Here is a 14,398-nt window from a genome sequence, read left to right as displayed (position 1 = left end):
AAGCCGAGGAGGGTGAGGACGAAGAGCTTGCCCTTCCAGAACGACAGCAGCCGCGACAGCATCGCGATCGAGCCCTCGCCGCGCGGGCTCTCCTCGGCGACGCGTCGGTAGACGGGCAGCGCGCCGGCGAGGGTGACGATCACGAGCACGATCGTGGCGACGGGGGAGAGGAGCCCGGCGGCCAGGGCCGCGATGCCGGGCTGGTAGCCGAGGGTCGAGAAGTAGTCGACACCCGTCAGGCACATCACCCGCCACCAGCGCTGGCCCTTGTGCGCGGCGTCCGGCGCCGCCTCCACGGGCCGGGAGGGCTTGCCCTTGCCCATGTCGGACAGGCCCTCCAGCATCCACGCGCGCAATCGTCCGGAGCGGGCGTCCTTGGTGGTGGCCATCGGGTGTCCCTGAGGTGGTGGTGGGCGGCGACTCGGAAGTCGACCGACTGTCGACTTTCGGCCATCGGATCGACGGCCGGGCAAGCCTAAACAGCCCATGGGCCGCCGACCGGGGGTCACGCGTCAGGGAAGCGTCAAGATCCCCCTGTCGGACGTCGTACTTGTCACACCGGCGGCCTTCCTCAGCGGCTGCCGAAGGCCTGCGTCCAGTAGGGGCCGCCGGAGGTGTGGAGCCCGACGCCGATCTCCTTGAAGCCGCAGTTGAGGATGTTCGCCCGGTGGCCGGGGCTGTTCATCCAGGACTCCATCACCTGCGCCGCCGTGGTCTGGCCCTTCGCGATGTTCTCGCCGTAGGACGACCACGTGTATCCGGCGGCCGTGATGCGCTCGCCGGGGCCGTCGCCGTCGGGGTTGGTGTGGTCGAAGAAGTCCCGCGCGGCCATGTCGTCGGAGTGCCCCTGGGCGGCTTTGGTCAGCAGGGGGTGCTCGGTCAGCGGCCCGCAGCCGGCCTTGGCCCGTTCCGTGTTCACCAGGCTGATCACCTGCTGCTCGGTGGAGCCGGATCCGGATCCGGATGTCGGCGTGGTGCTGCGTGTGGGGGCGGGCGCGGGCGCGGTCGTGGCCGTACGCGTCGGGCGGGGCGGTGCCGGCGGCGAGGTACGGGAAGCGGTCGGGCTGGGGCGCGAGGGCTTGGGGGTCGCGTGGGGGGTCTTCGACGCCTTGGCCGACGGGGACGGGGTGGCCGTGGCCGTCTCCGTCGCGCTCGGCTCCTGCGCGGTGGGCAGGCCCGCGTCGGCGGTCGCGGCGAGGGTCGTGTCCCTGCCCTCCTTCCCCTCGTCGGGGCCGGTGGTCAGGGTGAACGCGCCGCCGGCGACCGCCACCACGGCTATGCCCGCCGCGACGACGAGGCGCCTGCGGCCACGCTGCCGCTGCTGCCGACGCCGGCGACGGGCGGCGCGGGAGGAGCGGGGGCCGCGGCCGGGGGACCCCGAGCCCGGCCCGGACTCCCCGCCCGGCCCGGAGACCGGGGCGCCGGCCTGATGGGCGACGGACGGAGCGGAGGCCTGAGCGGCGGACGGGTCGCCGCCCCAGCCGTCGAGCGGGCCGGTCGCGGCGACGGTCTCGAAACCGGCCCGCTCGCGGACGCCCGCGAGGAGCAGCGCGGCCGGCGGCACCAGGAGCAGTCCGGCGAGCAGCCCCTCCGCCGGTACGAGCCCGCTCCACAGGCCGGCGCAGTACGCGCACGCGCGCGCGTGCCGGGATATTCGCTTGCGCCAGAGGGCGGACGGCCGGCCGTCCCAGGCGTCGGTCTCGTACCGCAGCGTGGCGCAGGGCGGGTTCTGCGACAGGGCCCGTACGACGACCCGCGCGCCTTCGAGGCGGTCCTTCATCCGCTGGACCCGCACCGCGGTGTGCTGCGGGGACAGCTGGAGGGCGGCGGCCACCTCGTGGCGGCTCAGCTCGCCGGCGCATTCCAGCCACCACAGGGAGAGCAGCTCCCGGTCCTCGGGTTCCAGCCAGCGGGTCGCCTCGGCGGTCTCGCGCCGCTGGCCGGAGAGGTTCAGCCGGACCACGGCCAGCTCCACGAAATCGGACCCGGGCTGCGCGATCTCGCGGGCGTCGTCGAGGCCGCCCGCGGGGAGCCCGTTCCGCTGCTGCCGGTGCCAGTGGCTGCGGACGCCGTTCATGGTGATGGCGACCAGCCAGGACCTGAAGCTGTCCGGGGAGCGCAGGTCGCCGAGCCCGGCGAGCGCCCGCAGCATCGTCTCCTGCACGACGTCGTCGACGTCGTGGTGACCGTTCATCGCCCGGCCCACGATGTTGTAGACCAGGGGCAGGTGGAGGGCGATGAGCCGGTCCTGCGCCCGAGGGTCTCCGCTCTGTGCAGCCCTGACCAGTTCCGTACCGTGCTGTGCGCCCATGCTCCGAATCACCCTGCCTGTTCCCGCTGTCGTCGACGGCCAACGAAAGGGAGATCGCGGGGAGGCGGTCCGATAACGGAAACCTGCGGAGCGATTCCGGAAGATCGCCCTTCCGTACGGCAGGCCAGGAGTATGGCCGGGTCTTCGTGGCTTCTGCCAGTACAAGGTTCCGCCGCGGTCCGACAAGACTGCCAGGGCATGACGGATCACCAGGCACATGACCGAGCACTGGGGAGGACCGCGCGATGAGCGTGCAGCAGTACGACGAGATCGGTGAGGCGTTCGAGGGATTCAAGTCCCTGCCGCTGACACAGTACGGGGAGGTGCCCAGCTTCCTGGGCCTGGTCGGTGACGTACGGGGCAAGTCGGTCCTCGACCTCGCCTCCGGCACCGGTTTCTACAGCAGGGAGTTCAAGCGGCGCGGCGCCTCCGAGGTGCTCGGCATCGACATCTCGGGCGAGATGGTCGCCGCGGCGCAGGCGTTCGAGGAGAGCGATCCGCTGGGGGTGCGCTACGAGGTGGGGGACGTGTCCGCGCTGCGCGCCCTCGACCGGCGCTACGACATCGCGCTGGGGGTCCAGCTGCTCAACTACGCGCCGGACATCGCCGCCATGGAGCAGATGTGCCGCCATGTGCACCGGAGCCTGAAGCCGGGTGCCGAGTTCTTCGTGCTCGCGCAGAAGCCGGACTACCGTTTCGACGGGCCGTCCCTGGCCAAGTACGGCTTCCTCTGCGAGGCGACCGGCGAGGAGATCGAGACGGGACCGCGCGTCCGGATCACGGCGCTGCTCGACCCGCCGGTCTCGTTCGTCGGCGCCTGCCCGCGCCGCGAGGTGTACGAGGGTTCCCTGCGCGCGGCCGGATTCGGCGACCTGACCTGGGTCCCGCTGGAGATCTCCGAGGCGGGCGTCCGCGAGTTCGGCGAGGAGTTCTGGGCGGACTGTCTCGCCAACCCGCCGTTCGAACTGCTGCGCTGCCGCGCCTGACGAGCCCTCGAACGGCCCGCGCCCGGATGCCCTCCGGGCGGGGCACGGGCAGGCTGGTGCTCCGGACCGGGCGCGCCTCGCAGGCGCCGCCCGGCAGGGAGACACGGTCGCGGGAGCAGGGCAGGGGAGGACGGCATGACAGGGTCAGGTCCCGAAGGAAACCCCGCCGCGCGACTCCTCGCGCGTCTGGCCCTGCTCGCCGCGCTCGGCTCGCTGGTCGTCCTCCTGCTCGCGCTGGGCGACGGCGGCCTCCTGGTGGTGGGGGCGGGCTTCCTCGGCCTGGTGCTCTGCGCCGCCGGCGTCTGGTGGTTCGTCGCGCACCGAGGCGCCGTACGCCTCGTCGGGGCGCTCCTGGCGATCGCCGCACCCGTCGGGGTCCTGGTCCTCTTCACGCACGAGGGGCTGTGGCTGATGGCGCTGATCATGTGCCTGTGCTGGGCCGCGACGCTGGCCTGCGCGCGGGCGGCGCTGCGCAGATCGCGCCCGAAGCCGTCGATGCGGGCGGTCGCGGCGGCGCCGCCGAAGAACGCCGTCCTGATCATGAACCCGAAGTCCGGGGGCGGGAAGGTCGGCCGCTTCCACCTGGTCGAGCGCGCGGAGGAGCTCGGGGCGCGGGTGATCCTGCTCGACCCGTCGGCCCCGGCGGATGTCGCCGAGCTGGCCCGCGGGGCGGTGACCGAGGGCGCGGACCTCCTCGGCGTCGCGGGCGGCGACGGCACCCAGGCCCTGGTCGCGGCGGTCGCGGCCGAGCACGACCTGCCGTTCCTCGTGATCTCCGCCGGCACCCGCAACCATCTCGCCATGGACCTGGGCCTCGACCGCTCCGACCCGTCCCGCTGCCTCGATGCGCTGACCGACGGCGAGGAACTCCGGATCGACCTGGGCGACGTCGACGGCCGGGCCTTCGTCAACACGGTGTCCTTCGGTGTCTACGCCGACGTCGTCCAACACCCCGAGTACCGCGACGCCAAGGCGGGCACCGCACTCACCCTCATGCCGGACCTGCTCCTCGGCGACGGTGTCAGCCGGCTCGACGCACGCGTCGACGACACCGCCCTCTCCGCCCAACAGGCCCTGCTGATCAGCAACAACCCCTATGTCTCGCCCGACGAGCTGACCGGTGGCGGCCGCCGGCCCACCCTCGACGACGGCGAGCTGGGGGTCGTCGGCATCCGGGTGGAGGACGCGGCCCAGGCCGCCGACCTGGCCGTACGGGGCTCGCAGTCCACGGGCCTCACCGTCCTGACCGCCCACCGCGTCGAAGTGACCGCCGCCACGGGCGAGATCCCCGTGGCCGTGGACGGCGAGGCCCTCCGCCTGCCCACCCCGGTCGTCTGCACCCTCCGCCCCGGCGTCCTGCGGGTCCGCGTCCCCCGCGACCGCCCGGGCGTCCCCGTGCCCGCACCACCCGTGAAATGGCCCCACATCTTGGCCCTGGCGTTCGGCCGCCGCGCCTGAGGGAGGGCGTGAGCCGGAACGAGGGCCGGAGCCCGCGCGAGGCCCGGCAGCTCGACGGCCGGGAGCGCGTCACGTGCCGGCGAGGGGGCGCTGGTTCCAGCCCGCGACCACCGGAAGGCCGTGCTCCGTCGACAGCCGGCCGACCCTCGCCGTCGTCAGGAGGAACAGCCTCCCCTCGGACGCCGGCAGGCCCAGATACCGGGCGGTGAGGACCCGCAGCAGATGCGCGTGCGCCACCAGCACACCGTCCTCCCCGGAGCTCGCCGACAGGGCCGCGACGCGTGCCAGGACCCGGTCGGCCCGCCGCCCCACGTCCTCGGCCGACTCACCGGGCCGCCCGTCGGGATGCGGAGGCACCCCGTCCCGCCACAGCGACCAGTCCGGCCGGGCCTCGTGGATCCGGGCCGTGGTCAGCCCCTCGTAGCCGCCGTAGTCCCACTCGCACAGGTCCTCGTCCGTCTTCGCGCCCCGCAGCCCGGCCAGCTCGGCCGTCTCCCGGGCCCGCCGCAGCGGACTCGTGCGGACGAAGGCGAAGGACCGGCCCGCGAAGAAGGGCGCGAGGGTCCGCGCCTCCGCCTCGCCGTCCCGCGCGAGCGGCAGATCCGTACGGCCGGTGTGCCGCCCGGCGGCGCTCCACTCCGTCTCACCGTGGCGGATCAGGAGGAGGTCACCCATGGCCCGCTGCTCCTTCCGCTCCCGCCGGTCCCTCCGCTGAAGGACGGCACACCACCAGCATCGGCGCGAGCCGCCGCCGTCGCCACCGCCCGTCGCACCCCTCGACGGACGCCCGCCCGCCGGGTGCCGACCCGGATTCGACCCGGAAGCGGCCGGGGACCGACCAGGGCGTCCGCTGTACTGGAGAAGAAAGGGCCAGGCTTGTGGGCGTGCTTGCGGTGGTGCGATCCTTCCGCCATGCGAGCGCACCCCCCGCCTCTGGAACACGGATCGGTCCTCGCGGAGGTGAGGCAGGTGAGGCGAGCAGGCCTCGTCCGGCTGCGCGAGCTGCATCTGCCCGAACTCGCCCGCCTGGCCCTGGACGTGTCCGGGAATCCGGCCGGGGACGGGGTCGCCGTCGCGGCCATCGAGCGCCTGTTACGGACCGCGGTCTCCCGGATCGGCGGCGGAAGTCTTCAGACGGCCGCCGAGTACAGCCTCGGACTGGCCCAGGGAACCCGCGACTGGCCGGCCTCCGAGCGCCGCCGCCGGGCGGCCCAGGTGTACGGCGTCAGCGTGGAGCGCTTCCGCAAACACCACGAGCTCATGGTGCTCGGGCAGATCACCGAACAGGTCGTCGTCCTCCACAGCCGCCGTCCGAGCGAACCGGGCCACCCGGGCGAACAACCCGAGGCCGCGGGCTCCCTGGCGCCCGTGCACCGCTCGCTCCGGCTGCGCCTCCCCGGGCGGGCCGGGCCGGTGACCGTGCGGATCCACGTCCACTCGGTCGACCTGCTGCGCGACGTGGACGTCGTCCTGTCGCCCTCCAACACACACTTCGTCCTGCCGCCCGCCTACAAGTCCTCCGTGTCCGCCACGCTCAGGCGCGCCGGAGCGCGCCTCGACCACGCCGGCGGAGTCATCGAGGACCACCTGGACGACGAGCTGCGGGAGTGGGGCCGCCGCCAGGGGATCGCGGGCCGGGCGGCGCTCCCGGGCACCGTCGCGACGACCTCGGCGGGCATCCTCGCCGACCAGGGCCTGCGGCGCGTCTACCACGTGGCCGTCGCCCAACCCCGGCCCGGCACCAACGACTACGACGTCCAGCCGGCCGACATCACGCGCGGCGTGGCCCGGGCCCTCACGCTGCTCGCCGAGGAGTCCGCCCGGCACACGCCGCCGCTCACCTCCGTCTGCCTGCCGCTGCTGGGCGCCGGCCGCGGCGGCCTCACACCGCTGGAGAGCTTCGGCGCGCTCTGGCCGGCCGTCGAGGCGGAACTCGTCCGCGGGCGGCCCTGGCAGGTCCACTTCGTCGTCCGCGCCCACGCCCGCGCCGATCTCATCGAGCGTCTCCTCGCGCCGCTCGCCGACCCGAGACCCGACCCGTTGACCGACCCGTTGACCGACCCGATCACCGACGACCGGGGGACATCATGAATCCGTACGCCGTACTCGCCGCCGCCGCGGCCCGCTGGGAACAGGTCGCCGACGGCCTCGACGGACCGCGGCGCGAGGCCCTCGCGGAGCACCTCGCCACCGTGCGGCGGGCGAAGGACGAGCAGGGGCGGGCGACGGCCGCTCAGGCCGCGGTCCACGTGCTCAGGGAAGGCCTGCCGGACGAGTTCGGCACCGAGGGCGAGGCCCGGTGGGCGGCCGACGTGCTCGACGACGCCTACCTGGGATTCCACGCCGAGGACCTCGCGGTCCTGCTGCTCGACGGACACCGCATGGTCGGCCCCGTCCTCGGGCCCGTGCGCGAGCGGCTGCTCGCCGCGCCCGCCCTCGACGCCGACACCGTGCTGAGCCGGGGCGGTGACCCGTACGCACGCGAGCTGATCAGGCTGCGCGGGGCGGGCGGTGTCCTGCGCCTGCCCACGTTCCAGTTCTCCGAGGGTACGCTCCCGTGGATGGCCGTCCTGGAGGTCAACCGGCTCCTGGAGGCCGACCGCGACCCCTGGGGGGCCGCGGACTGGTGGCTGTCGGCGAACGCCTGGCTCGGCGCCGCGCCCGCCGAACTCCTCGGCGGACCGATGGAGCACCAACTGGCCGACCTGGCAGGCTTCCTGATGGAGGGTGAGTAGTGCCCCACTACCGACCGCCGGCCGCGATGACCGGAGCCCCGGGCAAGGTCACCCTGGCGCGCGGCACCGTTCTGTACCGCGTGCACGCGGCGCACCGGGACGCCGCCGCCTTCAACCCGCGCCCCTCGCACTGCCTCTACGGCGGCGGGCGGTTCGACGGCACGGCCTGCGATCCGTACGCCTATCTGTACGTCGGGCTCAGCGCCGAGGCGGCGATCTGCGAGACGCTGCTCCGCTCCCTGCCCTTCGACCCGGACGGCAGGCCCCGGCTGCTGCCCCGGGTGAGCGTGGCCCGCCGGAAGCTGTCCCCGCTCCGGCTCGCCACCGATGTGCACGTCGTCCCCCTCGTGTCGGCGCGCGATCTGGCGGCCGTGCACCAGGACAGCTGGCTGGTGCACACCGAGGCCCAGGACTACGCGTACACGCGGGACTGGGCCCACTGGATCCGGCGCCACACCGGCCCCTGGGCACAGGGCCTCATCTGGTCCTCGAAGAGGGAACCGGCCGACCGGACCGTCGTGCTGTTCGGGGACCGCTGCCCGCCCGGGGCCGTGCGGAGCGAACCGGAGAACGCGGTGGACTTCGGTACGGCCGAGGGGGAGGAGTGGCTCGACTCCGTGCTCCAGCCGTACCACGTGAGGCTCTCGGCCTGACCATGGACGGACAGACGGATCCCCTGGACGAGCAACTGCGCGGCGAGCGGGAGGAGCTGCTCGACAGCCTCTCCCGCCTGCCGTCCGACGCTCCCGAAGCCACCGAACTCTGTGCCCGCGTGGGTGAGATCAGCGCGGTGCTGCTCGCGCGCTCGGGCCTGACCGAGGACCTGGAGCTGGGCGCGCAGGCCTTCGAGCTCGCCTTCCGGGCGCCCGGTGACGACGAGGTGTGGGCGGCCCTCCGCATCAAGTACGCGTACGTGTGCGCCTGCCGGCACGACCAGGAAGACGCCCCCGACCTCCTCGACCGGACACTGGACCTGGCCAGGGAGGGACTGGCCTGGTTCCCCGAGGAACACGCGGAGCACGAGGAGCAGTTGGCGATCGCCGGCCCCCTCCTCGCGTATGGCTCGAAAGAGCGCGTCATGAAGCTTCCGGAGCAGTACGACGCCGCCGAGCGCGGCAGGCTGATCGCCGAGTCCCTGGAGTACCACTACCAGCTGCTGCCCCTGATGGAACCGGGCACCGAGGCGGAGATCGACCTGCGGGAAGGCCTGGGCTATCTGCACTTCCTGCGTGCCTCGGGAGGCGGCGGGGACGCCGACGACGCCGCCGCCGCGGCCGGCCACTACCGGGCGTGCCTCGACGCGGCGCTGCCCGCCTCCGACCTGCCGCTGCTACGGCACAGCATCGGCCTGGCGACGATGACCCAGGCGTGCGCGACCCGGGACCGGAAGGCGCTGGAGGAGGCCAGGAACGAACTGGGAGCCGCCCTGCAGGAGGCCCGGCTCGCCGGCGGAGAACCCTCATGGGCGTGGGACTCGGAGATCCGCTGCGCCTACATCCGCACTTTCGTCTGGGCCAACTGGAAGGACCACGCCCAAGGCGCCGCGGCGGAAGCTGACCTGAACCGGCTGCTCACCGCCCCGGACGCCCTCGAACGGCTCACACCGCACTATCTCGACGCCTTCGGGCGCCTGTTGTTCGAGCGCGCCGGCCTGCGCGGGGACGGCCCGGCGAAGGACCGCGCCATCGCGATGGTCCGGCGGGCCGTCGACCATTGGCAGCCCGCCAGGGACGGCAAGATCACCGCGACCGCCTTCCTCCTCGCGGCCTATCAGCAGGGCCGCTACCGGGAGGAAGCGGGGATCGAGCGCCTGCACGAGGTCCTCCGGATGACCGACCTGGTCCTGGAGGACGGTGAACTCCCCGAGGACTACCGCAACATGACCCAACTGGTCGGCGGCTGGGCCCTGATGATGCTGGAGCAGCGGCACGGAGTCCCGCCCGAGTCCCTCGACCGCCGCCCGTCGGGGCTGAGCACGCAGGAACTGGACCGGTCGATCCTCGCGTTGTTCGACGACCTGAAGCAGGGCCGCACCTTCGCGGACTTCAGCGAGAGCGACGACGAGTTCCCCGGCCTCATGGAAGCCACGGCGAACCCCTCCTGGCTCAAGGACGCCTTCCAGGGCGAGTACGCGCGCTGGCTCGCCATGGAACCCGGCCACCCGCGTGCAGAGTTCGCCCTCGCCCTGCTGACGGTCGTGCCCATGTACGACGCGCACGCCACGCACGTCACCGCGGCCCAGAAGGAAGCGCTGACCGCATGCGTCCTGAACGCCGAGGGCGACGAGACGTGGCAGTGGCGGGCGCACGCCTGTGTCGCCCAGGTGCGGCTCTGGGAGGAGCTGAACGGCCTGGGATCGGGCACGGACGACGTGATGCACCACCTCGCGAGGGCGCGGGACGCCGCCGGGCCCGAGCACGACGTGGGGGCCGCCCTCGACCTCGGCGGGATCATGGCCACCCATCACCGGGGACAGGCCGCGGGTGCGGCGGACGACATGGAGGCCGCCCAGGAGGCCATGCGCCGCATGGCCGGGGACACCCGCCTCTCCCCGTACCAGCGACGCATGATCGCCGCCCAGGTCGCCGGGAGCAGCGGCCACCGGGCCTTGCAGGCGGGCGACCTCGGAGCGGTGGACACCCATCTGGCCACGATGACCGAGACGTACGCCGCTCTCCGCGACGACGATCCCACCGGCATCGAGCTGTGGACCTCCATCGAGGCCCTCCGGATGGGCCGCGACGAACTCGCCCGCGACCTCGACGCCCCCGCGGCACCACCCCTGACGGGCCGCCCCACCGCCCACCGGCTGCGCACGGAGGCGCGCCGGCTGCCCCGCGACCACCGGGCCTGGGTCCTCGGGGACAACGGCATCGCCCGCTCCGTGAGGGCGATGCACACCCGGGACGCCGCCGGCCTGGAGGAGGGCCTGGGCCTGGCACGGGAGGCGCACGACATGGTCGACGAGGGGACGGAGAGCCGACTGCGCTACGGCGCCTTCCTCGGCGCGGCCCTGTGCTCCGTCGCCGTGATGCAGCGCAGCCCGGTGCTCCGCTCGCGCCGTCTCGCCGAGGGGATCGGCTTCCTGGAGACCGCGTTCCGCGGCCTGGGAGGTCCCGAGCACCCCCAGTACGCGTCCGTGTCGCTCTCCCTCGCCCGCGCCTACCGCACGCGCGGCGCACTGGGCCGCGACGACCGCGCGAACGGGCGGCGCATCGGCCTCGACGCGCTGCGCGGCCACGCCTGGGCCGCGCTGCTCCAGTCCGGCACCGACCACGCGGCCGTGGCGGCGGAGAAGGCCACCTCGACCGCCCTCGAAGTGGCCGCCTGGTGCCTCAAGGACAACGCCCTGGAGGACGCCGTCCACGCCCTCGACTCCTGCCGCGGACTCGTGCTGCACGCCGCGGTCACCTCCCGCCAGGTACCCGAACGGCTCGAAGCCGCGGGCCATCAGGACCTGGCCGAGGAATGGCGCGCCGGCGGGAACACCGCGGATCCCGCCCTGGATCCGCTGGCGGCGCTGCGCGCACCGCAGTCCATCCCCAGTCCGCTGCGCCGCCGTGTGCTCGCCGCGCTGACCGGGGCGGACGGAGTGCACGACCGGCTGCTCGACCCGCCGGCCGTCCACGAGATCGGGACGGCCCTGCGCTCGCTGCGCAAGGACGCCCTGATCTATCTGATGCCGGCCTCCGACGAGCACGGCGGCACCGCCGTGGTCGTCACCAACGGCGGCGACGTCCACACCGTGCCGCTGCCCCGGCTCACCGAGGACGCGGCCCCCCTCCGGGACTTCCTGCCCCCGCGGGCCGCGGGCCGCGAGGTCCCCGAGACCCCGGAGGCCGACACGGACCGCTACATGGGACCCGTGCCGGGTGCCGGGCACGGCGCCCGGCGGCGCGCCGTGCCCCTGCGCGAGCAGCTCGACCGGCTGTGCGGCTGGGCCTGGTACGCGGCCGTGCGGCCGCTCTTCGACGCCTTCGCCACCGCGAGCGGACGCGCGCCGCGCCTCGTTCTCGTACCGATGGGCCCGCTCGGGCTCGTCCCCTGGCACGCGGCGTGGGCGGACGGCCCGGACGGGCGCCGGTACGCCCTCCAGGAGGCGGAGATCTCGTACGCGGCCTCGGCGCGGCTGCTCTGCGAGGTCGCCTCCCGCACCGCGGCGCCCTCCACGGGTGGCGGTGCGCTCGTGGTCGGCAACCCCACGGGTGACCTGCCCTACGCGGGTGAGGAGGCCGACGCCGTGCAGCGGGCCTTCTACCCCGGGGGCACCTTCCTCGGGCGCCGGGCCGGCGGCACCGCCGACGGTCCCGGCACCCCCGAGGAGGTGCTGTCGTGGCTGACGGAGTCCGTGACGGACGAGGGCGGGGTGCTGCATCTCGCCTGCCATGCGGCGATCGCACGCGACGCCCGCCGTACCGCCCATCTGTCGCTGCACGGGGGCGATCTGGCCGCCGAGGAACTGACCGAGGCGATCGGGGGAGGAGGCGGCCGGCTCGGTCTCGTCGTGCTCGCGGCCTGCCGCAGCAGCGTCTCGGGGCGCGGGCACAACGAGGCCTACAGTCTCGCCACCGCCTTCCTGGTGGCCGGGGCCCGCTCGGTGGTCGGCTCGCTCTGGCCGGTGCCCGACGACGCGACCTCGCTGCTCATGTTCCTCACCCACCACTATCTGCGGACGGAGGGGGAACCGCCGGCGAAGGCGCTGCGCCGGGCCCAGCTGTGGATGCTGGACCCGGCGCGGGAACTACCCGAGGCGCTGCCCCCGCTGCTCGCGGAGCGGGCCCGGAGCGTCGACCCGGACGATCTGAGCGCGTGGGCCGGCTTCACCCACCTGGGGCAGTAGGCGGCGCGGGGACGGGCGGCACCACCGTGCGCAGCGACACGGTGCGGGCCGTCCACCGGCCGTGCGGCGCGGGGACCCGACGCAGCAGGCGGGATCCGGGATTCGAGGGGTCCCAGGCATCCAACTCGTACGGCAACGTGTTCAGTTCACTCTCCGAGACGATCAGTTTGAGCCAATCCCTGGTGCTCGTCCCGGGGACGGCGGGCCCGTCCGGCGCCACGCTGAGCTGCACGGCTTCACCGTCCAGGGCGTGGCCGGTGCGGCCGGGTCCGATGAAGTGCCCGGGGAAGAGCTGGGTGTGGCTCGCGTAATCGTCGGTCAGATCGATCAGTACGCACCACAGCGCCCGGTCGGTCGAGCGGTTGCGCAACCGGATGGAGACGCGCGGCTCCGGACTCCCGGCCCAGGTGTCCGAGGCGTAGGAGCAGACGATCTCACCGGCGGCGTCGGGCGTCAGCACCTGGTCGGGCGCCTCCCAGGGCGCGATCTCCACCCGCACGAGGCCGTCCAGGGTCGAAGGCCCCGGCGCGAGGTCACGGATCAGATGCCACCGCGTCAGATGGTTGAGGCAGGCCGCAACCCGCACCGCGCCGTCCGCCCCTCGCAGCGGCAGCGGGTCGGTGAACGGGGTGCCGTCCCGGCGCAGCACGTGGGCGAGACCGCCCTCCAGGTGCACGCGGAAGTGCAGGTCGCCCGCCTGTCGCGGGTCGTCGAGAACCCGCAGCATCGGAGAGACCGCGATCTCCGCCCGTACCGCGTCGAGCAGTCCCGATGCGGGCTCCGCGGCCGTGCACGAGACGGTGGCCGGCGGCTGCGGAACGGCGGAGAGCGCGACGGGATAGACGCGGTTCGTCGACGGCGACCAGCCCACCGGGTCGACGAGCGTGCGCGCGGCGTGCACGGTCCGCGCCCGGAGCGACGGCGCGGGCCCGGTCTCCGGCCCGTGGGACGGCAGTACGGTGAACTCGGTGACCGCCGGGTCCGTGCCGTCGGCCAGACCGTGGGCGGCGCCGCAGTCCACCTCCCAGCCCAGCGCCCCGAAACGCAGCAGATGGGGGCTCCTCGGCCGGCCGACGGCCCCTCCGAGGAACGGCGCGTCGGCGAGCGATCCGCGCCGCGCCGGGTACAGCACCGGCTGCTGACGACCGCCGGAGCGCTGCAGACGGGCGTCGGCGGCGGACAGCAGCTCCCGGTACGTCGCCCCCTCCCCGGCGTCGCGGACCGCGCCCAGCAGGGCGTGGGTGAAGGCGCCGTGGCGGCGCCCCGCGTAGTCGTCCTCGTACGAGTACTGGTCGAGGCGCGCCGCGGCCAGCAGCACATGGCGGGGCGGGGCCCACCCCTGGCCGGGCGAGGCCGCCCGGACAGAGGCCGGCGGGAGCTCGTCCCCCGCCCCGTCGGTCAGGTCCCACGAAGGGGCCGGCGCGGCATACCGGACGGTGCTCGTGTCCTCGCGGGTGGCGCCGCCCGAGAAGCAGCAGTCCAGCACGGCCGCGACATGCGCGCCGCGCCACGCCACACCGTCGAGGAGGCGACCCAGGCGCTTGTCCAGGAGGGGTCCGTCGACGCAGACCAGGGCCTGGTTCCGGCCCGTCGCCTCGATCCGGAGATGCTCCTCCGTCCGGGCGAGGGACTGTGTGCCGTGCCCGGAGAACCACAGCAGCGCGGTGTCCTCGGCACCCGCCCGGCCGAGATGCCCCCGCACGGCGTCCTCGACCGCACCGCGCGTGGCCTCGCCGTCCAGCAGCGTCCGGATGAGGACGTCCCCCGTGCCGCGTTCCTCCAGCAGGCGCCGCGCCTCGGCGATGTCGTTGAGACAGCCGCGCAACGACGGGGCCGTCCCCGGCGGATAGTCGTCGATGCCGACAAGGAGCGCGTAGATCGAACCCATGCGGGAGAGTCTCGCAGGAGCGTGCGGGCGAAAGGGCCCCCTTGACGGCCGGAAACTGGTCGTTTTCTGGGTGCGACCTGGCCGACGGCGACACAATGTGCCTTTCGCAGAGCACTATTGATGTGATGTCAGCCACCTCCTCCCTCACAGCGGTTCTCTGTGTCCGGCGGTGGTGCGTGA

Annotated in this window: 9 protein-coding genes and 1 pseudogene; 6 read left to right on the top strand and 4 right to left on the bottom strand. The window is 73.9% G+C overall.

Features of this window, described 5'->3' with window-relative positions; translation table 11 throughout:
• Together AC07AW_RS20490 and AC07AW_RS20485 are read right to left on the bottom strand one after the other, a co-directional pair.
• Window positions 1-389 (bottom strand): annotated as a pseudogene (locus tag AC07AW_RS20490) (amino acid transporter); the annotation flags it as partial.
• Between the two features lie 182 nt (window positions 390-571).
• On the bottom strand, window positions 572-2,311 hold the full coding sequence (locus AC07AW_RS20485; protein ID WP_478816885.1) for a sigma-70 family RNA polymerase sigma factor: 1,740 nt from the start codon (window positions 2,309-2,311) through the stop codon (window positions 572-574).
• A 245-nt stretch (window positions 2,312-2,556) separates the two neighbouring features.
• On the opposite strand from AC07AW_RS20485, the gene AC07AW_RS20480 reads away from it, so the two are divergent.
• Window positions 2,557-3,297 carry a class I SAM-dependent methyltransferase gene (locus tag AC07AW_RS20480; RefSeq protein WP_478816884.1) on the top strand — a complete coding sequence of 247 codons (741 nt, stop codon included), beginning with the start codon at window positions 2,557-2,559 and terminating at the stop codon, window positions 3,295-3,297.
• Window positions 3,298-3,432: 135 nt separating this feature from the next.
• Complete coding sequence (locus AC07AW_RS20475) at window positions 3,433-4,755, top strand: diacylglycerol/lipid kinase family protein (RefSeq protein WP_478816883.1); 1,323 nt, start codon at window positions 3,433-3,435, stop codon at window positions 4,753-4,755.
• Between the two features lie 69 nt (window positions 4,756-4,824).
• Here AC07AW_RS20475 and AC07AW_RS20470 read toward each other — a convergent pair whose 3' ends face one another.
• Complete coding sequence (locus AC07AW_RS20470; protein WP_478816882.1) at window positions 4,825-5,430, bottom strand: histidine phosphatase family protein; 606 nt, start codon at window positions 5,428-5,430, stop codon at window positions 4,825-4,827.
• A 237-nt stretch (window positions 5,431-5,667) separates the two neighbouring features.
• On the opposite strand from AC07AW_RS20470, the gene AC07AW_RS20465 reads away from it, so the two are divergent.
• The 4 genes from AC07AW_RS20465 to AC07AW_RS20450 are packed head-to-tail and all read left to right on the top strand — an operon-like array spanning window position 5,668 to window position 12,330.
• Window positions 5,668-6,846 carry a macro domain-containing protein gene (locus AC07AW_RS20465; protein WP_478816881.1) on the top strand — a complete coding sequence of 393 codons (1,179 nt, stop codon included), beginning with the start codon at window positions 5,668-5,670 and terminating at the stop codon, window positions 6,844-6,846.
• A complete protein-coding gene (locus tag AC07AW_RS20460; RefSeq protein ID WP_478816880.1) occupies window positions 6,843-7,490 on the top strand; it encodes a hypothetical protein in 648 nt (215 codons plus the stop codon). The genes AC07AW_RS20465 and AC07AW_RS20460 overlap by 4 nt, the downstream gene beginning before the upstream one ends.
• Window positions 7,490-8,143 (top strand): RES family NAD+ phosphorylase, encoded by a 654-nt coding sequence (locus AC07AW_RS20455; protein WP_478816879.1) that lies wholly within the window; start codon window positions 7,490-7,492, stop codon window positions 8,141-8,143. Before AC07AW_RS20460 ends, AC07AW_RS20455 begins: the two co-directional genes overlap by 1 nt.
• 2 nt (window positions 8,144-8,145) lie before the next feature.
• A complete protein-coding gene (locus AC07AW_RS20450; protein WP_478816878.1) occupies window positions 8,146-12,330 on the top strand; it encodes a CHAT domain-containing protein in 4,185 nt (1,394 codons plus the stop codon).
• Here AC07AW_RS20450 and AC07AW_RS20445 read toward each other — a convergent pair.
• Window positions 12,311-14,218 carry a caspase family protein gene (locus tag AC07AW_RS20445; protein ID WP_478816877.1) on the bottom strand — a complete coding sequence of 636 codons (1,908 nt, stop codon included), beginning with the start codon at window positions 14,216-14,218 and terminating at the stop codon, window positions 12,311-12,313. The two genes, AC07AW_RS20450 and AC07AW_RS20445, sit on opposite strands and share 20 nt — an antisense overlap.
• Window positions 14,219-14,398 lie beyond the last annotated feature (180 nt).

This window comes from Streptomyces sp. NPDC044003 (assembly GCF_056435185.1).
Note: the sequence above shows the minus strand (reverse complement) of the source record. Positions and strands in the feature narration are given on the sequence as shown.

Bases quoted from the DNA above. Each gene is read 5' to 3' on its own strand.
- AC07AW_RS20485 (WP_478816885.1), bottom strand. From the start codon at position 2,311: ATGGGCGCACAGCACGGTACGGAACTGGTCAGGGCTGCACAGAGCGGA.
- AC07AW_RS20480 (WP_478816884.1), top strand. From the start codon at position 2,557: ATGAGCGTGCAGCAGTACGACGAGATCGGTGAGGCGTTCGAGGGATTC.
- AC07AW_RS20475 (WP_478816883.1), top strand. From the start codon at position 3,433: ATGACAGGGTCAGGTCCCGAAGGAAACCCCGCCGCGCGACTCCTCGCG.
- AC07AW_RS20470 (WP_478816882.1), bottom strand. From the start codon at position 5,430: ATGGGTGACCTCCTCCTGATCCGCCACGGTGAGACGGAGTGGAGCGCC.
- AC07AW_RS20465 (WP_478816881.1), top strand. From the start codon at position 5,668: ATGCGAGCGCACCCCCCGCCTCTGGAACACGGATCGGTCCTCGCGGAG.
- AC07AW_RS20460 (WP_478816880.1), top strand. From the start codon at position 6,843: ATGAATCCGTACGCCGTACTCGCCGCCGCCGCGGCCCGCTGGGAACAG.
- AC07AW_RS20450 (WP_478816878.1), top strand. From the start codon at position 8,146: ATGGACGGACAGACGGATCCCCTGGACGAGCAACTGCGCGGCGAGCGG.
- AC07AW_RS20445 (WP_478816877.1), bottom strand. From the start codon at position 14,218: ATGGGTTCGATCTACGCGCTCCTTGTCGGCATCGACGACTATCCGCCG.